The sequence below is a fragment of the Pseudovibrio sp. WM33 genome (assembly GCF_001623165.1).
Classification (GTDB): Bacteria; Pseudomonadota; Alphaproteobacteria; order Rhizobiales; family Stappiaceae; genus Pseudovibrio.
Genome location: NZ_LMCK01000090.1, coordinates 196122 through 221175, shown reverse-complemented (window position 1 = coordinate 221175; position 25054 = coordinate 196122). Strand labels below are relative to the sequence as shown.

19 protein-coding genes are annotated in these 25054 nt (G+C 52.7%); 5 read left to right on the top strand and 14 right to left on the bottom strand.

Going from position 1 to position 25054, the window contains the following annotated elements:
- Positions 1-9 precede the first annotated feature (9 nt).
- From PsWM33_RS16375 to PsWM33_RS16365, 3 genes are all read right to left on the bottom strand, one after another.
- The gene (locus PsWM33_RS16375; protein ID WP_063300922.1) at positions 10-318 is read right to left on the bottom strand and encodes a cupin domain-containing protein; all 309 of its coding nucleotides are present in this window, start codon (positions 316-318) and stop codon (positions 10-12) included.
- A 92-nt stretch (positions 319-410) separates the two neighbouring features.
- The gene (locus tag PsWM33_RS16370) at positions 411-1352 is read right to left on the bottom strand and encodes a 3-hydroxyacyl-CoA dehydrogenase family protein (protein WP_063300921.1); all 942 of its coding nucleotides are present in this window, start codon (positions 1350-1352) and stop codon (positions 411-413) included.
- Positions 1353-1543: 191 nt separating this feature from the next.
- Positions 1544-2428 (bottom strand): LysR family transcriptional regulator ArgP, encoded by an 885-nt coding sequence (locus tag PsWM33_RS16365; protein WP_063300920.1) that lies wholly within the window; start codon positions 2426-2428, stop codon positions 1544-1546.
- A 102-nt stretch (positions 2429-2530) separates the two neighbouring features.
- Between PsWM33_RS16365 and PsWM33_RS16360 the strand changes: the two genes are divergently transcribed.
- Positions 2531-3136 carry a LysE/ArgO family amino acid transporter gene (locus PsWM33_RS16360; protein WP_063300919.1) on the top strand — a complete coding sequence of 202 codons (606 nt, stop codon included), beginning with the start codon at positions 2531-2533 and terminating at the stop codon, positions 3134-3136.
- 42 nt (positions 3137-3178) lie between these two features.
- Here the strand turns inward: PsWM33_RS16360 and PsWM33_RS16355 are convergent, their stop codons facing one another.
- Both PsWM33_RS16355 and PsWM33_RS16350 read right to left on the bottom strand, forming a co-directional pair.
- A complete protein-coding gene (locus PsWM33_RS16355; protein WP_063300918.1) occupies positions 3179-4483 on the bottom strand; it encodes an SAM-dependent methyltransferase in 1305 nt (434 codons plus the stop codon).
- Between the two features lie 240 nt (positions 4484-4723).
- The gene (locus tag PsWM33_RS16350; protein WP_063300917.1) at positions 4724-11992 is read right to left on the bottom strand and encodes an apolipoprotein A-IV repeat region-like domain-containing protein; all 7269 of its coding nucleotides are present in this window, start codon (positions 11990-11992) and stop codon (positions 4724-4726) included.
- 386 nt (positions 11993-12378) lie between these two features.
- Here PsWM33_RS16350 and PsWM33_RS28045 point away from each other — a divergent pair, with 386 nt between their 5' ends.
- From PsWM33_RS28045 to PsWM33_RS16335, 3 genes are all read left to right on the top strand, one after another.
- Positions 12379-12675, top strand: a complete 297-nt coding sequence (locus tag PsWM33_RS28045; protein WP_063300916.1) for a hypothetical protein — start codon at positions 12379-12381, stop codon at positions 12673-12675.
- A gap of 333 nt (positions 12676-13008) precedes the next feature.
- Positions 13009-13293 (top strand): Hpt domain-containing protein, encoded by a 285-nt coding sequence (locus PsWM33_RS16340; protein ID WP_063300915.1) that lies wholly within the window; start codon positions 13009-13011, stop codon positions 13291-13293.
- A 121-nt stretch (positions 13294-13414) separates the two neighbouring features.
- Positions 13415-13735, top strand: coding sequence for a 2Fe-2S iron-sulfur cluster-binding protein (locus PsWM33_RS16335; RefSeq protein WP_008547474.1), 321 nt, complete (start codon positions 13415-13417; stop codon positions 13733-13735).
- Positions 13736-13809: 74 nt separating this feature from the next.
- Here the strand turns inward: PsWM33_RS16335 and PsWM33_RS16330 are convergent, their stop codons facing one another.
- On the bottom strand, positions 13810-15027 hold the full coding sequence (locus PsWM33_RS16330; RefSeq protein ID WP_063300914.1) for an MFS transporter: 1218 nt from the start codon (positions 15025-15027) through the stop codon (positions 13810-13812).
- 108 nt (positions 15028-15135) lie between these two features.
- Between PsWM33_RS16330 and PsWM33_RS16325 the strand changes: the two genes are divergently transcribed.
- Entirely contained in the window at positions 15136-15918 is a 783-nt protein-coding gene (locus PsWM33_RS16325; RefSeq protein WP_063300913.1) for an AraC family transcriptional regulator, read from the top strand.
- A 9-nt stretch (positions 15919-15927) separates the two neighbouring features.
- Here PsWM33_RS16325 and PsWM33_RS16320 read toward each other — a convergent pair whose 3' ends face one another.
- The 8 genes from PsWM33_RS16320 to PsWM33_RS16285 all read right to left on the bottom strand — a co-directional run bounded on the left by PsWM33_RS16320 (position 15928) and on the right by PsWM33_RS16285 (position 24848).
- Positions 15928-17631 (bottom strand): DUF3011 domain-containing protein, encoded by a 1704-nt coding sequence (locus tag PsWM33_RS16320; RefSeq protein ID WP_208994590.1) that lies wholly within the window; start codon positions 17629-17631, stop codon positions 15928-15930.
- A 302-nt stretch (positions 17632-17933) separates the two neighbouring features.
- On the bottom strand, positions 17934-19109 hold the full coding sequence (locus tag PsWM33_RS16315; RefSeq protein ID WP_063300912.1) for a vWA domain-containing protein: 1176 nt from the start codon (positions 19107-19109) through the stop codon (positions 17934-17936).
- A gap of 71 nt (positions 19110-19180) precedes the next feature.
- The gene (locus PsWM33_RS16310) at positions 19181-19705 is read right to left on the bottom strand and encodes a GrpB family protein (RefSeq protein WP_063301114.1); all 525 of its coding nucleotides are present in this window, start codon (positions 19703-19705) and stop codon (positions 19181-19183) included.
- Positions 19706-19789: 84 nt separating this feature from the next.
- A complete protein-coding gene (locus PsWM33_RS16305; protein ID WP_063300911.1) occupies positions 19790-20851 on the bottom strand; it encodes a YcjF family protein in 1062 nt (353 codons plus the stop codon).
- Positions 20848-22344 (bottom strand): YcjX family protein, encoded by a 1497-nt coding sequence (locus PsWM33_RS16300; protein ID WP_063300910.1) that lies wholly within the window; start codon positions 22342-22344, stop codon positions 20848-20850. The genes PsWM33_RS16305 and PsWM33_RS16300 overlap by 4 nt, the downstream gene beginning before the upstream one ends.
- Before the next feature lie 93 nt (positions 22345-22437).
- Positions 22438-22968: a SixA phosphatase family protein gene (locus PsWM33_RS16295; RefSeq protein ID WP_063300909.1), complete on the bottom strand. Its 531-nt coding sequence runs from the start codon at positions 22966-22968 to the stop codon at positions 22438-22440.
- 402 nt (positions 22969-23370) lie between these two features.
- The gene (locus PsWM33_RS16290; protein ID WP_208980694.1) at positions 23371-23988 is read right to left on the bottom strand and encodes a hypothetical protein; all 618 of its coding nucleotides are present in this window, start codon (positions 23986-23988) and stop codon (positions 23371-23373) included.
- A 23-nt stretch (positions 23989-24011) separates the two neighbouring features.
- Positions 24012-24848 (bottom strand): AAA family ATPase, encoded by an 837-nt coding sequence (locus PsWM33_RS16285; RefSeq protein ID WP_063289612.1) that lies wholly within the window; start codon positions 24846-24848, stop codon positions 24012-24014.
- Between the last annotated feature and the right edge of the window lie 206 nt (positions 24849-25054).

The following is a 25054-nucleotide window of genomic DNA, read 5'->3' as shown; positions in this document are numbered from 1 at the left end:
ATCCGGTGTTTATCGACGCGCTTCAAGCAGTTCAATTTCGACGAATGCGCATTCGAAGTTGTTTGCGTTGATGACATCGTGCTCTACGCCAATCTCTTTGAAGTATGGAACACCGTTTTGCATTGCGGCTTCCATTGTTTCCCCATTGCTTAAATTGATTTCCAGAGTGCCATCGAAGAGCGGGACAACGATGTAGTCGTAGGCGTGGCGATGCCAGCCCGTGTTATCTCCGTGTTGTTTGAATCGCCATTCGGTGACTTTTACGCGTTCATTCTCGATCAGAACTGTCGGTTTTGCCGAGCCCGTTGATGCGCACATTGCACTCTCCTTTGTTGTGCATGTGCTCATGGTAGGGACGGGTTGGAAGAGAACATAGGACCAGCGCTTGATGGGCTGGATGTCAGCTCAGTTTAGGCCGGGCTTTTCTCTTTCTTGGTTCGCCCTGACAATACATATTTCAGAACGAGATCATCTCGGCGCTTTGCCAGTTCCTGCATGGATGTGTTTTCCAATGAGGCCTTCACACCGTCTTCCAGTGTATCAACCACCTCTGGTGTGATCCTTGGAGTGCCCAAATCGTCCCACCAGCTTTGGAATGGACCGCCAAGGTGATCACAGAACGAACGGATACCGCCTTCACCGCCGCCCAGATGCAAGAGTGTGTTTGGACCCATAGCGGCCCAACGGAGGCCGGGGCCGTAAGCAACGGCCTTGTCTATATCCTCGACGCTGGCGACACCTTCCATCGCCAGGTGAATAGTCTCGCGCCAGATTGCTGCCTGTAGCCGGTTTGCAATGTGTCCCGGAACTTCTTTGTTGAGGCGTACGCAGACTTTGCCAATGCTCTCATAGAAGTCTTTTGCTGATTGGAGTACGCCTGCATCCGTTTTCTCGTTGTCCATCAACTCTACCAATGGGATGAGGTGTGGTGGATTGAACGGGTGGGCCAAAATGAAACGGCCTGGGTTGTTAAATCCTGCCTGCATCTCCGAGAGTTTCAAGCCGGAGGTTGAGCTGCCAATGATGACTTCTGGTTTCAGGTGTGGTTCGATCTGCTGGTAGAGCCTGTGTTTGATCTCCAACCGCTCAGGCACGCTCTCCTGTATGAAGTCGGCATCTGATACTGCTGCCACAGGGTCGTTTGTAAACCGCAATTTTGAAGTGTCACCGGCATGTTGCCATCCAAGTGCAGCAAGCGTTTTCGTGACATTTTTCACCAGCGTGGACACTCGATCTTCTGTCTCCGGTGAGGGATCATAAACAGTGACCTGCCGACCCGTGGCTGCGAACAGCGCTGCCCAACTCATTCCGATTGTTCCAGCCCCGAGAATTGCGATGTTTGGGTGGTTCATGTCAGCATTCCTTGTGTTGGCCGATGAGAAGGAGCTGCTCAGTTCGATGCGGTGGCGTGCCCGATACACTGGCGCAGGTAGGCAGAACTACTATGGTGTTGATTTCTAGGTCAATTTAGCAATTTGTACCAAGGCGTTTGTATCGTGCTCTGGAAAACAGAGATGCTTGTTCAGGCTACTCACATCTGGCCTTAGTCTGCCAGTGCTGATCTTGCTGCCTGGCGTATGGCTGTTGTGAGGGGTGCTATTGTGTGGGCTGTTGCCCGGCTTGTATGCCAGAAAAGTTTTGTGTCGAATGGCGTGTCCGGGATCAGCTCAACCAGCTTCCCTTGCTCAATGAGTGGATCGACCAGAATGCTCGGGTTCATGCCCCAACCGATGTGATTGACTGTGGCGTCGATAAACGCCTGAGGACTTGGGAGCCAATGGGTGTTTGGGAAAATGCTCTCTCCAAATACTGCGCGCAACCATTCTGTCTGTAGCGTATCTTTGATGTTGTAGGTGAGCGCAGGTGCGAGCTTCAGTGCATCAAGGGTGACGCCTTTCGGGAACCATTGTTTGACGAAAGCCGGACTTGCTGTTGCCCGGTAACGCAGAGCGCCCAAAGGAAAACAATCGCATCCCCGTATGGGTGTTGGTTCCGCACTGACAGCGGCCTGAACTTCCCCGCGTCGCAACCAGTTTGCGCTGTGGTCTTGATCGTCAATCTTCAGGTCGAACAGAAAACCATCCACCTGTGCGAGTGCATCAATGAACCACGTGGCAAGGCTGTCTGCGTTGACTGCTATCTGGAGGCTGGTCAGGTTGCTGGCCTCGCTCGAAAAGCCGATTTCCTCTTTGACCTGTTTCTCCAGCAAAGAAACTTCGTTGGCGTGTCGAAGCAGCACTTCCCCCTGAGTGGTGGCGATACATGGCGTACTTCGTATTACGAGGACGCAGCCAAGTTTCTCTTCAAGGGCCTTCAGGCGTTGAGATACTGCGGATTGCGTGATGCCGAGGTATTGTGCGGCTCTCTCAAATGTACCAGTGGTCAGGATTGATGCGAATGCGGCCAGTTGTGCTCGGTCAAAATCCATTAGAATCTCTAATGTAGAAGAAGGTATTTGAATTTCACTAATGGTGAAGGGCGAGGTAGTCAAGTTGGCAATGAGTTCTCAGTTCCCCTCTTAGGAAACCCAATGTCAGTCTTATCAGTCGCCTTTTCCGGCTTTTCTCTTGGCCTTAGTTTGATCTTCGCAATTGGCTCACAAAACGCTTTTGTGCTGAGGCAGGGCTTGCGAGGAGAGCATGTTTTCCTGACCTGCATCACATGTGCTGTTAGTGATGCCTTTCTGATTACGGTTGGAATATCCAGTCTCGCGGCAATATCTGCGACGATTCCCGAATTAGAGCCATTTCTACGGTACGGCGGGGCTGGTTTTCTGGTTATCTACGGTGCTCGCAGCGCTTTGTCCGCGATCAGAGGAGGGGCGGCTCTCAGTCCGGATGAGGGCAAAACGGCAGGGATTGTCGGTACACTTGTTGTGGTGTTGTCGCTTACGTTTTTGAACCCACATGTCTATCTGGATACAGTGCTGCTTGTCGGCTCTGTTGCCAGTCGCCATGAAGGTGCTGAATACATTTTTGGCATGGGTGCTGTCGTGGCGTCCTTCGTGTTCTTCTTCTCGCTGGGATATGGCGCTCGTTTGCTGCGGCCAATATTTGCAAATCCCACCTCCTGGCAGGTTCTTGATGGGGGCATTGCTGTTGTCATGTGGGCCATTGCTTTTGCTCTGGTGAGCTGATTGCCGCAACCGCTTCTGACGAGTTCATAGGGCATCTGATCGCTAACAGGTCTCATTCTCTCGTTTGTACAGGGAGGCTCGTGTCAGAGGCATTCCGGAGAAGCTTTTTGTTTTTCGGGTTGCGACTGTCTGGAAGATTTGTGCGGAACCGCGTTCAAATGCCAGTGAGACGCCTGCCAGATACAGTGCCCACATTCTGAAGGTTTCTTCTCCAACCAGAGCGATCGCCTCCTCCTTGCGTGACATAAGCCGTGTTGCCCAGTGGGACGTGGTGTAAGCGTAATGTTCCCGCCAGCCTTCCACATCGTGCACTTCAAAGCCTGTGGCTTCGAGGTTGCGGAGGCTCATGCCGATGTGGTCGAGCTCTCCACCGGGAAATATGTAGCGGATCAGTGCTTTGTATTCGGCGGGCTTCTTCCTGAACTTCTTCTCTGTGCGTTTGCCCGGCCTTGTTATGGCATGGTGCAGGTAGATCCCGCGTGGTTCCAGTAGACGCTTCACTGCTTGGAAGTATCCTTCGTGATTGGCAAGGCCGACATGCTCAAACATGCCGATGGACGAGATTTTCGTGAAAGTGCCAGAGAGCTTGGAGAAGTCCTGCAGTTCGATTGAGACACGGTCTTCCAAGCCTCGTTCCGCAATGGTTTTGCGGCCCAGCAGGACTTGTTGCTCAGAGAGTGTCACGCCTTTGGCGGTGACGCCGTAGTGTTCTGCTGCATGGCAAATGAGAGCGCCCCAACCACACCCGATGTCCAACAGGCGGTCTCCCGGTTCCAACCGCAACTTCCGACAGATCATATCCAACTTGTCGCGCTGTGCCTGATCCAGTGTGTTTTCGGCCTTCGTGAAATAGGCGCAGGTGTAGAGCATTTGTTCATCAAGGAATAACGCGTAGAACTCATTTGAGACATCATAGTGGTGGGCGATATTGCGCTTGTTAGAGGCTTCGCTGCCATCACGGGCACCTTCTCCTTTTACCTCTGAGCTAGCACGGCGTTTTGAGGGGGCGAACAGAAAGGGCAGGACTGCTTTTGCGAGTAGGCGACGGTTCAGGTTTTTGGCGAGCTTGCTTGCTTTTCCGGGTGGGCGCAATTCTGCCATCTCAAAGAGGTTTACCCCTTCGATATCGACCCGCTTTTGTACCCATGCATCAACGAGTGTCTCAATCCTGGGGCGTCGCAAAAGCGCCGAGATCACGCCGGGATCGTTGATTGCAATGATTGCTGGAGGCGGGTTGGCGGGAACATGTGTGCCATCCCACAACCGGAACCCGAACTTCAGCTGCATTGTTGAGTGGATGTGTTCCAGTGCGTTTTTTAAGGAATTTCGCCGCCACGTTGCCTGCATCGCTCTTTTCCGCCTTTGCTCTTGTGAAGCACACCCTATCGCTTCCTCTGAGGATCAAACATCCCCGAGTTGTAGGATGCGAATGAGAGAGTTTTGGGGTCGAAGATGACAAAATCTGAGAGGTCTGAGAAGCAATGCACTAAGGCAGCAGGTAGGGTGGCTGGTGTAGTTGTGCTGAACCAACAAAAAAGGCTCCTGAAAATATCAGGAGCCTTTTTTGAGTTTGAATGACTGCTGTGTTTAGTCGAAGCGGCCACTTGCGTGAGCAAGCATGGTGTAGACCTTGCCGGTATCAGAGGTCAGGTAGGTCTGACCGAGCTGATTGTCGCTGTCGCTTCTGGAGACCTGAGACAGGAGTTGTTCGAAGTCCTGAATGTAACGCTCAACTGCGCTGCGGAATTCAGGATCGCGGCCATACTTCTGGCGGATCTCGTCGAAGGTCTGCTGACCTTGCAGGGTGTACAGGCGACGGGTGAAGACATCACGTTCGCCGCGCTTGTAACGCTCCCACAGATCCACAAAGGTCTCATGATCAACTGCACGAGCAATGTCCATGCTCAGGGAGTTGAGGGATTCAACCATGTGCTGCGGGGTGCGTGCGTTTGCCGTGTCACGCGGATGTCCGCCCAGTGTGTCTTCATCGTCTGAAGCGCGGCGGAGCAGGTCGCTGATCCAGCCCTTGGACGTACCGTTTCCCTGCGGTGCAGCCGCTGGTGTTGGCTGAGGACGCTTTGCCCGTGGAGCTGGTGCTTCCATGCGGCGGGGGCTTGGCGCCATACGTGCTGGCTTTGCGCCGGTGGCTGCAACTTGCTGCAGAGTTGGTGCTTCAGCTGCTGCGTACTGGCTGGTCGCTGCCACTGCTGCCGGAGCTGCATTGACTGCACGTGCCGGTTCAGCTGGCGTAGACACATCGAACTGAGAGGACTGGCGGGACACGATTGTGGAGAGTTCCTCCAGTGCTTTCACCTGTTCGCTCACGATGCGACGCAGTGCAGAGGTAGACGCTTCGGCTTCATCCGGCAGAGCCAGAATACCTGCATTCAGTTCAGAGCGGGTTGCTTCCAGCTCATGGTGTACTGAACGGGCAACTTCACGCATGCGGGATGTTGCATCAGTAAAGCGCTCGGATGCCTCAGTGACGGTGGACTTCATGTCATGAAGGATATCATCGTGGGCAGCTTTAACTGCATCACGTGCCTTCTGACCTTCCATACCAGCGGTCATGCGCATGCTTTCGAACTGCTCAGTTACAGACTTGGTCGCAGCTTCTGCAGCAGCACGGAGCATGCCGGAAACTTCGCGGGCCTTGTCGTCAGCAACTTCAAGCGTATCACCAAGGGTGTTGGTGTAGTTCGCCATGAGCACTTCAACATCAGAGGTTTTCTTGATCAGCGTGTCTGCAACCATTTCGATTGCCATGCGGCGGTCTGTGAAGCGACTGTCAACATGGGTGTTGGTTGCTTCCAGATCTGCAATGGCCTGACCGAGAAGCTGGTTCTGGTCTTCCATGCGACCTGCGATCTTCGCAGCGTCTGCAAGCACGGTATGTGTTGTGTTGCGGAGCTGGCCGACCTGGTTCTCGATGGTGGCGTTTGCTGCTTCAGTCTCGGTAACAGCACGGTCGATCGCGGTTCTGAACTCACCTGCACGGTTTGCGAGGTTGGTTTCAACTTCAGACAGGTTCTCACTTGCGGATGCAAGGATCTGACGAAGGCTTCCGTTGGATGCGTTGAGGCGTGTCAGGATTTCGGAGACATCTGTTTCCAGACGCTCTTTGGTACCTGTCATCACGTTCACAGCCATCCGGGTGCGATCTTCGATGGTGTTGCCGATGCCGTCGATGGTTTGTGTCAGAGCATCGGTTGCGACTGCACCCTGACGGGTGACGGTCTCTGCAACTTCCTGACCCTTTGTGGAGACTGCGTTGAGCAGGACGTTCATGTCGGCCTGCATACGCTCGCGGCTGTCGTCCAGACGGGTTGTTGCGATGTTGCTGCGCTCATCGATTGCAGTCACGATCTTGTCGCCAGCTTCAACCAAATCGCGTGTTGCCTGCAGACCGTTCTGTGCGAAGCGGTCAGAGACTTCACGGCCCTTCACGGCCACTGCATCCAGAATTGCGTTCTGGACTTCGTTGACGCGTGTGGTGAGGTCATGAGCGCGGTTTTCGATGGCAGTGATCAACTCGCTGCCGTCCTTGCCGATGATCTCGGAAAGCTCAGCAGAGCGGCTGCCGAAGGCATCGTTGAGGTTCTCGGCTTTAACCAGCAGCTCGTCTGCCACGGACTTGACGCGGGTGGACAGAGTGCCTGCTGCTTCTTCGATGGTGGTGAAGACGCGAGCACGAACTTCGTCGGTTTCGCCAGCCAGAAGCTTGCGGACGTCTTCTGCAGATTCTGCGAGGATCGTCTTGGAGCGTTCGCTTTCTGCGGAAAGGCGGCCAGTTACCAGCTCGATGGTCTGGGACAGATCACCACGGACCTTGTCGCTTTCGCCGGTGAGGGCACCAGACATTTCAGCCAGGGTTGCGGTGTACATGGCGCGGGCGTTTTCGCTTTCCACGGCCAGAGCGTTAGCTGCCTGAGCCACAGTGCTGAGAACGCGCTGTGCGACTTCGTCGCCTTCCTTGGTGAGCGTACCGCGGACGGTTGCCATGGCATCGGAAACAGCTGCTGCTGCTTTCTCGCCTTCGCCTTCCAGAGAGTTGCGGGCTTCGCCGATGGAGTTGGAAACGATTTCCTGCAGACGCTCGCCTTCTTTGCTCAGTGTGCCGGACAGCTGCTCTACGCTGCTGACAACCTTCTCGGTTGTGAGGTCACGTTCCTGAGCAAGACGATCGGATGCCTGACCAACGACTTCGAGGATAAGGTCGCGAACACGGGTGCTTTCGGAGCCAAGGGAAGAGGTTGCCTCTGCCATTGCGCTTGTAAGCGTGGTTGCTGCCTTCTCGCTCTCGTCTCCCATGGTAGAGGAGATTGCTTCGAGGCGATCGTTGAGGATCGTTTCGAGAGCTTTGGAGCGGGTGTCGAGTGTTTCTGCAACTTCGAACACTTTGGAGCCAAGAGAAACGTTGATCTCTGCGACCTGCTCGGACAGAGCGTCGGTGAGGTTCTTGGACTGCTGAACGATGATGCTGCCAGCTTCTTCCAGACGGCTGTCGAGCGCTTCGTTGATCTCGGTCTGACCGTCGTGGAATGCCTTGGCAATCTCGCGGGTGCGACTGACCAGAGTTTCAGAGATCTGCTTGGCGCGTGCGTCCAGAGCCTGATCGATGCGCTCTGTGCCGGTGGATAGAGAGTCTGCAAGGTGTTCTGCACGGTCGGAGATGACAGTTGCAGCTGCCTCGACTTTGTCGCCAACTGCCTGATCGAAAGTGGACAGGCTTGTGGAGATTGTCTCTTCGATGGCTTCTGAACGCTGAGCGAGGATTTCGCCGATCTTCTCTGCACGGTTGGAAAGAGAGACGCCAACCTGTTCCACACGCTCGGAGAGATTGACCGCAATGATGTCGGTACGATCTTCGAGGATCCTGGAGATGGACTGGGTTTTCTCTTCCAGAGTGCTTGCGATGATGCCAGTGCCCTGTTCGACCGCGTCTGCCAGCTTTGTGGTGCGGCTTTCGATGGTCTCGGTGAGGGCTGCTGCGCGTGTATCGAAGCTCTGCTCGAAGGTGCTGGTTCGTTCTTCGAGTCTCGCGTCGAGTGTCTCGATGCGGTTGTCGAAGGATTCGCCGATGTTCTGACTGCGCAAATCGAGGGACTGAACAAGATCGGAACCGCTTTCGGTAACAACCTGTTCCAGTTCTGCCAGTTTGCTTGCCAGGCCATCGTTCAAAGCACGGCCACGGATGTCGAGGGTTTCGGTAATGCGATCGCCGATTTCGGTCAGATCAGCTGTTACGCGCTCACCACGAGAGCCGATGAGGTATGCCAGCTGTGTACCGGTGTCAGCCAGTTTGTCAGCCAGTTCCTCAGTGCGCAGGCCAAGTGCGCCGGTGATGTCGGTTGTTGTGCTTTCAAGAGCAGTCTTGAAGGCGGATGTCTGTTTGCTGATGGTGTCAGCAACTTCTGCGCCGCGCTCTGCCAGACGTTGATCAAGCTCAGCACCGTTGATGGTGATGCTCTCATAGATCTGAGTGCTGACGTTGCCAAGACGGTCAGCCAGCTCGCCGCCGCTAACTGTGATGGTGGTGCCGAGTGTGTTTGCCGTGTCATCCAGACGGGTCGCAATGTCGCCGCCACGCAGAGACAGATCCGCAATGATGCTTTCACCAGCGCCGCGCAACACTTCGGAAACCTCAGTGGAGCGGTGGGACAGTGTGTCGATGAAGTCGGTGCACTGAACAGCTATTGCTTCGTTGATCTCGCGACCACGGTTTGCAATGCCTTCTGCTGCCTGTTCGCCGGTTGAACGCAGGGCAGTGTCCAGGTTGGTCACACGCTCATCAACAACACCCATCATCTCTTCGGTGCGGCCTGTGATCGTGTCGATCAGGCGGCCACTTGTAAGAGACAGGTTGGCGTTGATTTCTTCACTGCGGGTAAGGATCTCGTCGGAAAGACGTGTGCTTGCGGAGGTGAAGTGATCGGTGACGCCAGAGATAGAGGTTTCGAGCGTTTCATGCAGCTGTGCGTTTGCACTGCCGAACTGATCGGAAACTGTTGTGACTGTCAGGTTCAGCGTATCTGTCAGCTGAGTATTGGCCGTGTTTACGGTCTCGTTCAAGCTGCCAACGCCGGTCTCCATAAGCGTCGAGATCTGCTCGCTTGCGGAGTTGACGGTTTCGTTGAGGCTGCCGACGCTTGTATCCAGCGTCTCGGAAATGATTGTGTTTGCAGTTTTGACTGTGTCGGTCAGGCTGCCCACACCGCTGTCCATGATCGTTGAGATCTGGGAGCTTGCAGCATTGACGGTTTCGCTAAGGCTGCCGACGCCTGTATTCAGCGTTTCGGAAATGATTGTGTCTGCAGTTTTGACTGTGTCGGTCAGGCTACCCACACCGCTGTCCATGATCGTGGAGATCTGGGAACCTGCAGCATTGACGGTTTCGCTGAGTGTGACAACGCCGCCTTCCAAAGCCTCGGAGATATGCTCTTTTGCACCAGAAACAGTGGTGCTGAGACTGGAGACGCCATCTTCCAGAGCTTCTGTGATGTTGGCGGTCGCGCCGGATACAGATGCTGTGAAGTTGGATGCGCTGGTGTCCAGTGTTTCTGTCAGCTGTGCGGATACGCCGTAAACACTCTCGTTGAGATTAGCTACGCCGCTTTCCATTGTCTCTGCCATAACAGAGGTTGTGTTGCTAACCGTTTGAGACAGAAGCTCAACACCGCTGTCCAGAGACTGGGAGAGTTCGCCGCTGACGCCATCCACTGTACGGGTGATGGTATCGATGCCACCCTTCAGGGTCTCAGTCAGGTTGTCGTTTGCTGTAGTGATCTTCTCAGTGACTTCGCTGGAAGCGGTGAGAAGTGTCGTTGTCAGCTCGGAACCTGCGGTTTCGACACTCTGGTTAATGGAAACAACGCCAAGGTTCATTGTTTCTGTCAGGGTGTCGTTTGCACTGTTGATCTGATCGGTCACAGTGGAGGTTGTTGTTGCCAGAGCTTGCGAGAGTTCGGAGCTTGCGCTTGTGACGCTTGCGCTCAACTCTGTCACGCCGCTTGAAAGAACAGCACTCACCTCAGAGCTTGCCCCTTCAGCAGCAGAGCTGATGGACTGAACTGAAACGTTGAGCGTATCGGTCAGAGACGCATTTGCTTCGGTCAACTGCTTGGTAACGGTTGATGTGGTGATCACCAGTGTCTGTGCCAGCTCAGCGCTGGTTTGCGAAACGCTGGATGTAAACTCGGAAAGACCGTTGGTCAGTGTGGAGTTAAGTTCTGTGTTTGCTGCACTGATCTGGCCAACAACATCACCGGATGTGGTTATCAGAGTTTGTGTCAGGTCAGAGCTTGCGCCAACAAACTGTGCGGTCACAGAAGAGACGGTCTCTTCAATAGACGCAGTCAGCTCAGTACCCTGTGCCTGCAGAACGCCTTTCATGGCTTCTGTCTGGTCTGTGATGGTTGCAGACAGTTCTGCGCCAGCAGCACCGAGTGTTGCGTTCAGAGCATCGCCGCGTTCTGCCAACAGGTCGCTGATTTCATTGCCGCGAGTGGAAAGACCCTCAACAATTTCAGTTCCGGTGGAGGACAGAGAAGCGGTGATTTCATCGCTGCGGCTTGCCAGATTGTCAACGAGTGCTTCTGAGGTTTCAGAAAGACGGGTATTGAGGTCTGTGCCACGCTCGGTCAGGTTATCAATGAAGGAGTTTGCAGTAGAGGAGAACTCTTCATTGATGGAAGATCCGCGCTCGTGAAGTGTTTCAGAGAGCTTGGAGCCGGTGTCGGAGAGTGTTTCAACCAGCTCAGAGCCAGTGGAGGTGAGGCGCTCGACATAATCATCGGAGCGAACGGTCAGCGAGGAGACCATTTCGCTACCAGCTTCAGTGAAGCTGTCGGTTGCTTCTGTGACGCGATTTTCGATCTTGCTTGTCATCTGCTCAAGCGTAGCGTCGATCGAACCGGTTAGGCGTTCCCGGGCACGATCAACAGAGGAGGCGAATTCCTCTGATGTGTTCGCGAGCTGTGATGCAAGATTTTCGTGGGAGCCGGAGATGGTTTCACGGACCAGCTCTGCGTTTGCCTGAATGGCTTCACGCTGGCTGACAAGTTCTTCCACCAGACGGCGAATTTTCAGTTCGTTGTCATTATAAGAGTTCTCAAGGGAAGAGACTTCCTTATGAATGAGAACTTCCAGCTCGCTGGCACGTGCAATCGCGCGTTCAATGCCGTCGCCCATGGCGGCAGCTTCGCGGCGGATTGCCTGACCAACGTTCAGGATGCTTTCTTTTGCAACATCTTCAGGCTCAGCAAGACGAAGAGCAACTTCCGTCATGCCGCGTGCGACGTTGCGCATTTCCTGTGCTCGCCAGAACAGGAGAGCCATGACCCAGACAAATGCGATTGGAACAACAATAAAGACGGAGATGAGAACCAGCGTCGGGTTTTCAAATACGCCTGAGAAGGAGGATGATTTTTCAAGCTGAGCAGCAAATGAGCCCCAGGACATTGCCAAGCCAAGGCTGGCCCAGACAACGGAGACTGCAAATGCGAACCAGAACGGAGCAGCAGAGGGCTTGCGCTGCAGAGCAAACATCAGTGAGCCAATGGACTGGCGGTCATCGTTGCTTGCTGTGGGCGGGCGGCCACCACGACCACGTTTGCGAACCTGTCTCGGAGCTTGATTTTCTTCTACAAGCTGAGCCAGTTTTTTATCAGAGGAAGGAGCTGTTGTTACAGACTCCGTTGCAGGGCTGGCAGACATTTGCGGGGGTTCCGCAGTGGTGCTCTCCTGTTCACTGGATAAAATAGACTCCTGTGGAGCGCCAAAATCAGCCTGAAGGGCTTCTTCTACCGCTGACAGAGCCACTTCCGATGGAGCTTTCGCCTTCGGGGTGTTCGCCATATCTCGCCTCGCGTCCGTACTCTCTACTTGCCGGTCGTCAGCACATCTTTCGCCTTTTGTGCCGGCGCCGTCACCACAAGGTGTCCGTCCTACGCGAAATACATTCCTCCCAAACAAGAACGTATTTCAGACAACAATAGGTTTGGCCCCATGCAATCCGACAGCTCTGAATTGAGAGCACCGTCGAACTTCTAGGGCCAAAAACAGGGAGTTTTCAGAATCAAAGCGGACCGTTAATGTTAACGGTACCTTAAGATTTAGATTTCCCCACCTTGCAGCTACCCTTAACCTAATGGCACAATCCGGTGGACTGTACAACAGAAGTTGCCGGGATTTTTAGGTGCCCTACGATAAGTCACAGGCAGCAATTTTGGGGGGAACTCACTATGACTAATCGCGAAAATTCTCCAGTCAGTTCTAAAGGTTCCAATCGTCCGAGTCCCACACAACTCAAATGGTTAAGGCGAGGTCTTAACGAAGCAGGTGGAAAGTTACCGCTGTTCGATGAGAGCGGTCGACAAGTGCCAGCTGCAACTGTGCGGGCGTGTATTGCAGCAGGTTGGGCGGAGCCTTGGTTTTCCAACCCGTTGAAGCCGGATTGGCTCGTCTGCAAGCTGACCGATAAGGGACGTGCGATGCTGGAGCGCGATGGTAATTCGAAAAATCTTGTTAACCATCTTTAACAGAGCGCCTTGTCAATTTTAACGTGTAATGGCAGTGAGGACCGGTGACGGGTTCACGAGTCTAGATTTGAATCTGGGCGGTAGGATCTTGTTAACCATGAAATAAAAACCTGTGTTTTCTTTTGGGGACTAGATTCCGTTGCCTATGGGAAATGAGGGGTAGAGTCACTGCAGAGTCTTGGTGGTGGCAGGGTTTGAGTCACTCAAGCGAATCAACTTTCAGAATATCGCGATAACTTTGAGTCACTTGGCTGTGTTTGGAGGCCTAACGTAAACTTGGCTATGGAACTACATAAAACTACAAGTGCTATATGTAGGGATCACTTCTCTTCTGTGACGTTTGATGACCCGGATTTGCAAGTTCAGATTCTGGAAATGTTTGCTCACCAGATAGAAGAGTTCCGTCGGGGATTGCGCGAGACAATGGGAACAGAAACCCTTTGTGCTTTGCTGCATCGCTTTAAGGGCTCTGCACGCGGTGTTGGTGCGTTTGCGCTTGGGGAGGCGCTGGAGCAAGCTGAGCAGGAAGCTGCGAACGGAACTGTGCCGTTGCTAATGACTGTTGAGAGTTGCCTTGCCGAGGTCTCGGCGGATCTCTCAGAGCTGCAGAATTCGTAAAGTATGATTGGTTGCGCGGGTTTGACCATAAGGTCTGGTCCAGAAGTTCTTGAATAGCTGGGCGCCTGCATGTATCTGAAGACAACAGAATAAGCCAATCAGGGTCGGGACGACTTTAAATATGCCAAAGATTACTTTCATCACCTCATCAGGTGAAAGCCATGAGGTGGATGCTGCTGCCGGTTCCACCGTTATGGAAAACGCAATTAAGAACATGGTTCCTGGAATTGAAGCGGAATGTGGCGGTGCCTGCGCTTGCGCGACCTGTCACGTGTATGTGGACCCAGCCTGGAATGACAAGACTGGTGAACCAGAGCCTATGGAAGAAGATATGCTCGACTTTGCTCAGGATGTTCGTGACACGTCACGTCTTTCCTGCCAGATCCGTGTGACTGATGAAATGGATGGTCTCGTGGTTCATATTCCAGAGAGCCAGAGCTAATCAGCTGTAGAGCTTGAATGAAAAAAGGCTGGTCCGATTGGACCAGCCTTTTTTTGTTGTGTGATTGTAAGCGTTTACTCAGCGCCAACTGCTTGTGGCTGGCGGGCAGGGACCCAAACGGTTTCCATGCCAGGTTCCGGATTGCGCGGGATCATGCGGCTCAAGATCAGGCTGACGGCAGCCATGGATGCGCCTGCGATGAACACCAATGCAGGAGAGAAGAGCCAGATTGTGCCGAATACCACTGGAATCACCACAGCTGCGATGTGGTTGATGGTGAAGTCGACTGCGGAGGTTGGTGCAATGTCTGCCGGATCTGCGATCTTCTGGAAGTAGGTCTTCATTGCGATGGCCATGGCGAAGAAAGCATGGTCGATCACGTAAAGGGTGCCAGCCACGTACACGTTGGTGACGAAGGCGTAGGACAAGAAGACGATGATCAAGCCGACATATTCGCAAGTCAGTGCGGTTCGCTCGCCAACCCGGCCAATGAAAGCGCCGATCTTTGGTGCAAGGAACATGTTGATCGCGCCATTCAGCAGAAACAGAGCTGCGACTTCATGTACTTCGTAACCGAAACGCTCGACCATCAGGAAGCCAGCGAAGACTGTAAAGATCTGACGGCGGGCGCCACTCATGAAGGTGAGTGCATAGTACAACCAGTAGCGTTTGCGTAGGATCAGCTTTTTGTGCTGCTCCACGTGTGCTTTGTATTTTGGGAAGGCAAAGGCTGCAAAGATGGTTAGGGCCATGCCTGCAATCCCTGCCCATAGGAAGACTTGCTCATAGGACAGGTCGAACGTCTTCCAGCCGATCATGATCGAGCCATAGATGCACAATGAGACCAGCGATGAGACCGCAATAATCTGTCCGAGGAGCGCAGGGGCATCTTTCTTTGGCAACCACTGCAGGGATAGAGACTGCTTGAGCGTCTCGTAGTAATGGAAGCCGAAAGACATGATGAGGGTGGTGGCATAAAAGCCGATCGCGGATGGGAAGTATCCTGTAATTGCAATGCCGAACCCCATCAGGCCCAAAGAGATCAACGTGAACGTTTGTTCTTTGAAGATCAACAGCATGAAAATGACTGTGAATGCCAGCAGGCCGGGGATTTCGCGGATAGATTGCTGTATGCCGATTTCCTGTCCGGTGAAATCGAGCGTGTTGACGGCAAAGTTATTGATGAGGTTCCACCACACAGAAAACGAAAGCTGTGAGGCGACGGTGAGGACCAACAAAAATACAAAGGGTGAGCGCCAGTCGGCTCTGATGTCTTTAATGATATTCAACATGGTGCTTCGTTCTTAGAAATGAGTTTTGCAATTAAGTAAGCGAAAAGTTTGTTTACGTGATAGCACTAGTTTGCCAAAAAATATCTTGAAGTCGCCAAGAGGTGTTTGATGCCCATTCATGCTGATGTTTTTGCGGACCCACATGAGGTGGATCGTCCGCAACCCATTGTTGCTTATGCGGTAGATATGCCCATTGGAGGGCAAGGGGAGCCGCATGCACACTCACGCGGGCAACTGGTTCACATTATGCAAGGGTCCACGACTGTGTTTACTGAGGAGGGGACATTTGTTGTACCGCCAGAGCGTGCAGTCTGGGTTCCCGGAGGTATGATGCATCGGACTGTCTATCCGATCAAAACACAGTTTCGGAGCCTGTATCTGCGAGAGGACTGGTCTGAGCGACTTTCTGATAAGCCTGTTGTGGTGCAGGTGACGCCGCTCTTGCGCGAGCTGATACAAGAGATTATGGCAGCGCCCCGGGACTATGCGCTTGATGGGGCGACAGCGCGGATTGCGCAGGTGATTGTTGATCAATTGAAGAGTTTGCCAGATGCACCGCTGCAATTGCCGATGCCAGTCAACCACGCGCTTTTGAAAGAGCTTTGCCAGTCTATCCTGTCATGCCCTGCGCACCTGCCGAGCCTTGCGGATGCTGCGGAGCGGACGCTTATGTCCCAGCGCACGTTTGAGCGGCGATTCTTTGATGAGACGGGCTGGAGTTATCGCAAATGGTGTGGGCAGGCCAAGCTGTTTCGTGCTTTGGAGCTGCTCTCAGCAGGCCGAAGTGTGGGTGATGTGGCTTTCAAACTTGGCTATGAAGGGCCAAGTCCGTTCATTTCTCAGTTCCGTAAAGCGTTTGGCACGACGCCAGGCAAATACTTCAAGATTTAGTAGCCTAGATTACTTGCTGGCGCTGCATGCGCGGATGAAGTTGCGTACGTGCTTGGCACTGCCTTTGAGGCTTACGTTGTAGATAGCATAGCCGCCCAGATTGATCTTCAACTCGTTGTCTCGCACCATTCGGTTCCAAAGTGAAGAGCCATTGCTCAAAGTGAGGAGTGGCAGGGAAACCCCGGCTTCCTGATTCAACGAACTGCCGACGCCAACATAGCTTTCCTTGAACCGTCTTGTGCTTAGCGAAATCAGGATACTATCGCCTTCCTGCAAAGCAGGGACGGTTGACTGAAACATGATCTCGATATCACCGCTTCCAGTCAGGCAGCGGGCGTAAAAGTCGGTATCGTCTGTTTCTGGTACGCCATGGACCAAAACAGCGCTCTTGTCGCCTGCACCTGTTGGGAGGCCAGACACCCAGACATAAGGACCGTCAAATCCATTCAGTGGAGCCTTTTCCTGAAGGAATTTGTCAGGGTTTGGCAGAAGGTCCTGTGTTATGAGGTCTGTGTTTTGCTCATGGAAAACAAAATGTTGGGCGGCTCTTCCGTTGCTGTTGAGCGCGCAGGAAAAGTTGAAGGGCACGTACATGCCCTGACTTTGGTAGACACCGCGACCAGCGAGTTTGTCCCCTGTTCGTACCAGTACTGGTTTCTGGTTCATTTGTTGATTGGTGAAGGTGCCGAGGCCCAAATAGACAGGCGGCAACTCTGACAGGGAATTCTTGGTTGCGATGATCTTGCTGCCCAGTGTGGAGCAGGCGCGGCGGGCCTGCCAGAGTGGTTCGGCCACATTGATTGCCAGATCATCTTCCGGTGCGATCTGGCTGTTTTCCAATGGCGGCAAGTCTTGTGTCACAACTTGCGTTGGAGGCGCTGCCTGTGGAGATGTGCTATCCCGCTTCAGCTTGTAATAACATGCTTTTCTTGCGGCAGGATCTGGGTCTCCGAAGAAATCGGTCCGGCAATGAACATCACCTTTCGCAGACTTCTCGTAAAATGCGCCGGGCCTGCCGAAGCGAACGGTTGTTGCGTAGGGTAGCTCGCAAACCTGAAATTCGAGAGCGCACTTACGCCATCCGTCCTTCGTAAATTCAGGAAGCTGCGGAATGGGGGTGATCAAACCACCTGAGCTGGCTGACTTGATCTGCTTCTTTAGTGAAGACGAACTGGCACTTACCGTGTTTACGGTTTTGCGAGCGTACGGTTTGTTGCCAACATAAAAGATGCCAGAACAGCCTTTATCCGTCCAAAGATGCGATGGGACGACGCCCCAGCTTTCATTGAGTTTGCAGAGCGCTGAAGAGGTCTGACGCAGCAACTGGACGTAATTGCGGTTGGCGTTCGAGATCTTGCACTTGGTGTAACCAGCGTTTTCAGAGGCGCAAACAACCACGTTGGTGCCATCCAGACGATCTGGTGAGTTGGCGACATGGTTCGCTGTTGAAGGCCTGTGCGTCGGATCGCTGCTATGTATGTTATCGCCCTCAGGTTGTCTGGTGAGGGTGTTGGTCAGGCAGTCGATGAATTCCGGGCTATCCAAAGCTGCGTCGGTTTTGTCGAGGCAGCTTTCAATTATGAGCGCTGGAATAAGCGAGTTAATCGGCGGAATAGTTGTTGCGTTGGCATTGGCAGCAAGGAACGGCGCAATGAAGGCGATGGTGCCTGCCGATGTCCTTGTAAACAGTTGCCACAAAATAGATTTGCTCACAGCATAGCCTCTCTTAGCTCTTCTGGTGCACTTGTTGCCTAACGCAATCAGCTTGCGCCCAGCTGAAAGCGTGTTGCAGCTTCTTCTCCAAAACAGGTGTGAAGCATGCTTTTTGCCAAGCGCGGTTGCTGTCTAGATCTCAATGCTACTTGCAGTCTAGTTATAAAATTACAAAAAGGGGAAGTTAAATGCGCTGTGTTGTCAGAACTCGTCGCGTTCATTCGCATTCACGCACCGCGCTCTAACCTCTTTGGTGGAGCGAGTTCTTGTCGTTTGATTGAATTTAATCAAACGGAACACGTCTAGCGTACAAGTTCCTTCATGGCGGAATCCATGCCTTCCAGAGTGAGAGGGTACATGCGCTGATCAAACAACTCTTTCATCATGCCGATGGAATGGGTGTAATCCCAGTGCTTTTCCCGTACCGGATTGAGCCAGACTGCTTTTTGATAAAGGTCTGTCACGCGTTTTACCCAGACGTTGCCTGCTTCTTCGTTCCAATGCTCAACTGAACCGCCGGGATAAGTGATCTCATAGGGGCTCATTGAGGCGTCGCCAATGAAGATCACTTTGTAATCGCTTGGATATTTATGAAGCACGTCCATCGTGTTGATGCGCTCTGTGTGGCGGCGGTGGTTGTTTTTCCAGACGAACTCATAGAGGCAATTGTGGAAGTAGAAGTATTCCATCACCTTGAACTCGGTTTTGGCAGCAGAGAACAATTCTTCGCAGACGCGGATGTGATCATCCATTGAGCCGCCGATGTCGAAGAACAAAAGCACTTTGACCGAGTTGCGCCGTTCGGGACGCATTTGAATATCTAGCAGGCCTTTGTGGGCAGTGGATTTGATGGTGTTGTCCAGGTCCAGCTCATCAGCTGCTCCGGTTCTGGCGAACTTGCGCAGGCGTTTCAGGGCAACCTTGATGTTGCGGGTGCCCAGTTCAACTGTGTCATCCAGATCCTTGAACTCGCGCTTGTCCCAGACTTTGACTGCTCGGCGATGGCGGCTTCCATCCTGTCCGATCCGAATGCCTTCAGGGTTGTAGCCATACGCGCCGAATGGGGATGTGCCGCCTGTCCCGATCCATTTGTTGCCGCCCTGATGGCGCTCTTTTTGTTCTTCCAACCGCTTTTGGAGTGTTTCCATGAGCTTTTCAAAGCCGCCCATGGATTCGATAAGCTTCTTCTCTTCTTCAGAAAGGTGCTTTTCTGTGAGCTTGCGCAGCCACTCCTCTGGAATGTCTGTGGTTGCCACTTCGCTCATCAGGTCCAATCCGTTGAACGTGTGACCAAAGACGCGATCAAACTTGTCCAGATTGGATTCGTCTTTGACCAGCGTTGCACGGGCGAGGAAGTAAAAATCCTCCACCCGTTTGCCGGCCAGATCAGCGTCCAGCGCTTCCATAAGCGTAAGATATTCGCGTACGGATACGGGTAAACCAGCGGATTTTAGTTCTTCGAAAAACTGAATAAACATGGGGGCACATTATGCGATTGGGCGGTGCAGTGTCGAGAGTGCAATTGACACCTTAGGCAAAAGCATAGGGATCAATAAGAGCCTCTGGCCCAGTCAATCGCTTTGGCGAGATGAAGCTCAACAAAATCTTTCTTGCCTTCTCGATATCCCTCGACATCTCCGTTGACCTCCTTCGCTGTTTTCTTCTTCAGGTGGGCATATTTCTCACGGATCTCAGGATGAGCTTTCAGGTAATCACGAAAGGCCAGATGTCTGTAAACGTGCGGATCTCCTGATTTAAACGCGTGAAGGTGATGGGTGCGGTCGTCACCACCTTTTTCAAAGTAGCGGCGACCTGCAATGCCGTATTCACCTTTGGCGACATAGCCAAGATTGATCAGCTTTGCAGATTGAGTATCGAGTGCTGGGATGCTGGAGACTTCCAGCAGGATGTCGATAATTGGTTTGGCGGCAAGAGCTGGCACAGATGTGCTGCCAATATGGTGAATGTCTTCGACAATATCTCCGAGTAGCTCACGCAAAATTTCTTGCTCCAGCCGGAACTCCTCGGCCCAGTTGTCTTGTGCATCTACCACTTTGACTTTGCGCGTGATCATAGCTGTGTCTGCCGCCTTTGTTTTGTCAGCCCTTTGAACATACCAAGAGATTGGGGGAAGCATAGGGCTGGCGTGAGATATTCGTTAATCCTGATCTGCAATCTCATCTGGGGCAGATTTCGTGATCTCGCTCATGAGCTCCGTTAGTGATGGGCCTTTTGTGGCGATGAATGGCGCAGGGCGGCAGGTTTGAATTGCAGCAACGCCAATGCGTGCTGTGAGGAAGCCATTGACTAGTCCTTCGCCAAGACGTGCGGAAAGTTTTGCTGCTAAGCCCTGACCGATGAACTGTTCCAGCAGGCTATCTCCTGCGGCCATGCCACCTGTGACGGCCAGGTGAGCCGCTACATCTCGTGAAAGGCGCCAGAAACCGAGTGCGCCGGGGCGGGCTCCGTAAAGACGGGAGATGCGGCGAACAATGCGCAGGTTTTCGTAAAGTACGATCAGGATATCAACGAGTGCACGAGGTGATAGTGCGGTAACTACAGAAACACGCTTCGCGCTTTCCATGACGATCAAGCGGGCACGTGCATCCATTGGTGCCATCAGCTCACGTTCTGCCAGTTTGACGAGATCTCTCCCATCAATGATTTCCTGCATATGACCTTTTAGCAGAGCGCGGCCATGAGCTGTTTCCGGACGGTCCGCGTAGAGCGCCATTAGCTTTTGTAGAGCTGCACGGGCTTCCTTATCGCTATCGTTGTCTGCTGCGGTTTGGAGGTCATCGCGTATATGGTCGATTTGCTCCAAACGAGAGAGTGCCCGCCATTCTTTGAAGAACAAACCGATCAGTCCGAGAAAGCCGAGAGCGGTGAGGCCAACAGCTGTCCAGCCCAACCAGTCATAGCGAGCAAAGAGGTCTCTGATTAGGCTATCGACAGCCAAGCCAACGGCAAGTGAGACGAGGCCGCCACCGCCAATGGCGATGATCTTGCTCCAACGACTCTTCGCTGGTTTTGGCTCTGGGGCAACATTGTTCTGTGGCAGGGCCAACGCGTTTTCATCTTCTTCTGACACAACGGCTTCAGAGGAAAGTGGTTCGTGGGCAAACTCCCCCTCCAGCCGGACGGAGCTGTCATCCAGTTTGAATGCTTTGGGAGCGCGGCGTGCCTGAGGCTTATGTTGCTGTGTTTTCTTGTTGGTCATGCGAGTTTATCTCCCAGCAAGAATTCCATTGCGCTGTCCAAACGGATGTGAGGGAGAGATAAGGTCAGCCCCTCTGCCGTGCGTTCCAGCTTTGGAGGGCGGAAGCGCACATATTTCAATGCGGTCTGATCTTCCGGCGTGCCGTGGCTTTGCTCTGTAGAGAAAAGGTCACTCAGATCGTCAGGAAGATCGCCGGGGAAAATAGCTGCTTCATCTTCGCCGTCAAACCTCATGGAGCCAATGGTTTCTTCTGGCATTGGTGTGCCGAGGAGCGCGGGGGTTTCTGCACCATCGTGATGAACGGTTGCCTGCCTGGTGGCTCTGACGGATGCGAGGGCGAGCGTTTCAACTGAAGCGCCTGAGAACTCTGCGCGGTTGATTGCTCGTTCAACCAGCTGCTTGAGGAGCAACTCCAAATGATCGTGATCCTCGCGTCGCAGATGGTCCGCCTTTGTGGCTGCAAACAAAATGCGATCGATCTTACGAGAGACTATTGAGAATAGCCAGCTTGCTTTGCCGGGTCTGAACGCGCCCATAATCTCAGTGAGGGCTCCGCTCAAATCATCCAAGGCCTCAGGGCCAGCGTTGATTGCTGTGAGTGCGTCCACGAGCACAATCTGTCTGTCTAATTTGGCAAAGTGGTTTTTGAAGAACGGTCTGACCACGTGCTTGCGATAGGCTTCGTAGCGGCGCTCCATAATGGCGAGGAGCGTGCCTGCTTTGGGTTTGACCTGCGTATCACCCAGATTGAGCGGGGCGAAGGTGAGGGCTGGTGTGCCCTTCATGTCGCCGGGCATGAGGAAGCGACCAGGAGGCAACATGGATAGTGCGTTCTCATCATCCCGGCAGCGGCTCAAATACGTGGTGAAGGTGCTTGCCAGATCCTTTGCGATGTCCTCTGAAAATTCATCGTGCAGCTTATCTTGATAGCGCGCGAGTGTTGACAGAAACTCTTCTGACAAATCTGGCCTTGCTTTAGCGCGTTTTAGGGCTTCCTCTGAGAATTGCCGGAAATCCTGTCGTAGTAAAACAAGATCGAGGAGCCATTCACCAGGGTAATCCACGATGTCGAGGTGCAGTTTGCCACCGCCTAACTGGCGGTTCAAGAATGTGGCGGACTCGTATTCGATGGTCAGGCGAAGTTCGGAGATTTGATGTGTGGACTCCGGCCAAAGGCGATCCTTTGTCAGCGTTTCGACATGCTGCTCATAGTTGAACCGTGGAACATTGTCATCGGGCTGAGGCTGAAGATATGCTCGCGCGAGCCGTCCTGTGCCCGCGGCATCCAGCAGAGGCAGGCGACCTCCGGCAATGAGATTGTGAACGAGAGCTGAGATAAAGACGGTCTTCCCGGAACGTGCCAATCCAGTGACACCCAGACGGACAGTGGGGACTGTTAGGTCAATCGCTGATCCCGTTAGATTGTCCAATGCTGTTTGTGCATCAGTTAGGGCCAGCTTAGCGTTTTTAAATAATGAATTCAGTGGGCTCACAGATCATCCTCCAAGGAACGATGTGGTGCGTTCTTTGGAGGAATGCAATCGCAAATGCGCCAATAAATGTTGAATTGCGCAAAATTTTCCTAGTCAGGAGCCTGAAACAGCTTGCAGGTGCCGAGGCTGGAAGAATGAGACGATCCTTCCTTTCTTGCGGTCAATTTCTGACCAACGGTGCTCTTCAAAGTCTATTACAGCGAGAGCTCCGGTTGGGTACTTGGATTGCATCTGGTGTATGTACTCAGGGTTGCCTTTGCCAGTGAGTTCAAGAGCTGTGTCCTGAATAGCTGTGTTGTGGCCGACAATGAGGATAGTGTCGAAGCCACCACCGTAGGCGCGGATTGCATCTATGTAGTCACCTTCGCTCGAATTGTAGAGATCCCTGAGCAGTTGAATGCGCGTATCACTGCGCAAGTATGGCATTACTTCCATGAGTGTTTGCCGTGTCCGTAGAGCCGTAGAACATAAGATCAGTTTTGGATGCATATGATGTTGGTGGATGTGGGCTCCAACCCTTGCTGCGGCTTTCCAACCGCTGGTGTTAAGGGAGCGATCATGATCGTGAGCACCCTCATCACTCCAGTCGGATTTTGCATGGCGTAACAGCATCAGGCGAAGCATATGTTATCCTCCAGATATACTTTATTACTTTATGTTCCTAAGAGGTAGAAACATTCTAAGTTGTATTTGTGCTGCTATGCGATATTGCGATGCAGCATAATTGGATGGACTTGTTTGTTTATTACTTGCTTTGTCTCTGTTTGAAACCTACATGTTTTCGATTGAATTTGGAAGGTGATAGTATTCCCCTAATAGTATGGGGTTTTTGTCTCATAATTACTGAAATATTTATAAGTGATGCATGCATTCGTAACTGAGTTCTTTTCAGTCGTGCCTATAAGATATTTAGTTGGCAGAATGGTTTAGGCAACTGTACTGGTCGCTTACGACGCGGTGTGTTGTAATATGAGGCTTGCACTGATGTAGGTGTGCTGGGCGATCCGCCAATTTAGCTACGCTGCGTTAGTTACGGCGCTGTTCCTGTTCGACGCGAAGAGTAAGCTTTTTGAAAAGAATTCGGATCTTCTCAAGCTCGCTTACCGGAAGATCATCTGAAATGGATGCCCAGACCGTATAGTCAGCGCTTGGGGCTGTGTAGGCGGTGAAACTCTCGACGCGGCCCATCCGCATTGTTGTTTCGGTTCGGAACGCAACCTCATTTTGCGGTGTCTTCAGATCCAGTGGTTTGAAGTGGCTTTGACGATATCCGCTTTTGAAGTTGTTTATGAGAGTTGTCGCCGTGTCTTTTTTGTGCCGGCGGAAGATGACTTTGATCTCGCCGTTCTCGGTTTCGTAAATGCATCCGATACCGAGTTCCTTCAGATCGGGAACGAGAGCTGATCGGGAAAGTTTGCTGATATAGTCCGGGCAAAACATGCCGGTGAAGTGCGTTAGTGCGTCCACATCTTTGCGCCAGCCGTTGTGCAGTGTATGCGGCTGGTAGAGGAGGCTTTCCGAGATGGTGCTGTTTGCTTGTGCGAGTAAGCTGCCTGTAAGAAGCAGGCAGCTTGCGAGAATTGCTTTTGATGCACTGGAAAGTATGTGCTGGCTCAAAAAACTGGTTTTATTGTTTTGCTTCATTTTCAAGCCAGGCAATGCAGATACTAGCGACGGTTCATAAAGGCGAGGCGCTCGAACAGATGAACGTCCTGTTCGTTCTTGAGGAGTGCGCCGTGCAATGGCGGGATAACTTTCCGGCTTTCGGTTTCGCGGAGTGTCTCCGGGTCGATGTCTTCGTTCAGGAGTAGTTTAATCCAATCCAGAAGTTCAGAGGTTGATGGCTTTTTCTTCAAGCCCGGCAGGTCTCTGAGGTTATAGAATGCGTTGAGTGCTTCCTTAAGCAAGCGGTCTTTTATTTCGCCGAAATGCACATTGACGATCTCTGTCATTGTTTCTGCATCTGGGAACTTGATGAAATGGAAGAAGCAGCGGCGCAAGAAAGCGTCTGGAAGATCTTTCTCATTGTTTGAGGTGATGATCACGATTGGACGCTGCTTTGCTTTGATGGTTTCGCCAGTCTCGTAAACAAAGAACTCCATGCGATCCAGCTCCTGAAGCAGATCGTTCGGGAATTCAATGTCGGCCTTATCAATCTCATCAATCAGAAGAACCGGGCGTTCATTCATTTCAAAAGCAGTCCAAAGTTTGCCTTTGCGAATGTAATTGCGAATGTCTTTTACGCGCTCATCGCCAAGCTGGCTGTCGCGGAGACGGGAAACCGCGTCATATTCGTAAAGGCCTTGCTGAGCCTTTGTGGTCGATTTGACGTTCCACTCAAGGAAGGGGACGCCTAAGCTCTGGGCGATTTCCTGAGCTAGGACAGTTTTGCCGGTTCCAGGCTCGCCTTTTACAAGCAGGGGACGCTCAAGGGTAATAGCTGCGTTGACTGCGATCCGGAGATCTTCTGTGGCAACGTATTGGGAGGTCCCTTGAAATTTCATCGCTAAATCCTGCTTGAGTATCGTGATTTGGCGAAAACAGTAATCTCTCGTTAGACAATGGGCAATCCCTGCAGGGTTGCGCCATTGGGCTTATCTAGTGGTTTCGATCTTTGCTCGGTTTCTTTTAGCTCTCTGGGAATTATGTGCCGGGTAGGGCGAGCTATTTGCCGGGTTTAGGCGGTAATTCTTATGTTTAACAATAGGTT

What these genes read in the sequence shown, in the direction of transcription:
- PsWM33_RS16360 (WP_063300919.1), top strand. Translation starts at nt 2,531, where the DNA reads ATGTCAGTCTTATCAGTCGCCTTTTCCGGCTTTTCTCTTGGCCTTAGT.
- PsWM33_RS16350 (WP_063300917.1), bottom strand. Translation starts at nt 11,992, where the DNA reads ATGGCGAACACCCCGAAGGCGAAAGCTCCATCGGAAGTGGCTCTGTCA.
- PsWM33_RS16355 (WP_063300918.1), bottom strand. Translation starts at nt 4,483, where the DNA reads ATGCAGGCAACGTGGCGGCGAAATTCCTTAAAAAACGCACTGGAACAC.
- PsWM33_RS16315 (WP_063300912.1), bottom strand. Translation starts at nt 19,109, where the DNA reads ATGTTTATTCAGTTTTTCGAAGAACTAAAATCCGCTGGTTTACCCGTA.
- PsWM33_RS16285 (WP_063289612.1), bottom strand. Translation starts at nt 24,848, where the DNA reads ATGAAATTTCAAGGGACCTCCCAATACGTTGCCACAGAAGATCTCCGG.
- PsWM33_RS16310 (WP_063301114.1), bottom strand. Translation starts at nt 19,705, where the DNA reads ATGATCACGCGCAAAGTCAAAGTGGTAGATGCACAAGACAACTGGGCC.
- PsWM33_RS16305 (WP_063300911.1), bottom strand. Translation starts at nt 20,851, where the DNA reads ATGACCAACAAGAAAACACAGCAACATAAGCCTCAGGCACGCCGCGCT.
- PsWM33_RS16375 (WP_063300922.1), bottom strand. Translation starts at nt 318, where the DNA reads ATGTGCGCATCAACGGGCTCGGCAAAACCGACAGTTCTGATCGAGAAT.
- PsWM33_RS28045 (WP_063300916.1), top strand. Translation starts at nt 12,379, where the DNA reads ATGACTAATCGCGAAAATTCTCCAGTCAGTTCTAAAGGTTCCAATCGT.
- PsWM33_RS16370 (WP_063300921.1), bottom strand. Translation starts at nt 1,352, where the DNA reads ATGAACCACCCAAACATCGCAATTCTCGGGGCTGGAACAATCGGAATG.
- PsWM33_RS16335 (WP_008547474.1), top strand. Translation starts at nt 13,415, where the DNA reads ATGCCAAAGATTACTTTCATCACCTCATCAGGTGAAAGCCATGAGGTG.
- PsWM33_RS16330 (WP_063300914.1), bottom strand. Translation starts at nt 15,027, where the DNA reads ATGTTGAATATCATTAAAGACATCAGAGCCGACTGGCGCTCACCCTTT.
- PsWM33_RS16325 (WP_063300913.1), top strand. Translation starts at nt 15,136, where the DNA reads ATGCCCATTCATGCTGATGTTTTTGCGGACCCACATGAGGTGGATCGT.
- PsWM33_RS16290 (WP_208980694.1), bottom strand. Translation starts at nt 23,988, where the DNA reads ATGAAGCAAAACAATAAAACCAGTTTTTTGAGCCAGCACATACTTTCC.
- PsWM33_RS16365 (WP_063300920.1), bottom strand. Translation starts at nt 2,428, where the DNA reads ATGGATTTTGACCGAGCACAACTGGCCGCATTCGCATCAATCCTGACC.
- PsWM33_RS16295 (WP_063300909.1), bottom strand. Translation starts at nt 22,968, where the DNA reads ATGCTTCGCCTGATGCTGTTACGCCATGCAAAATCCGACTGGAGTGAT.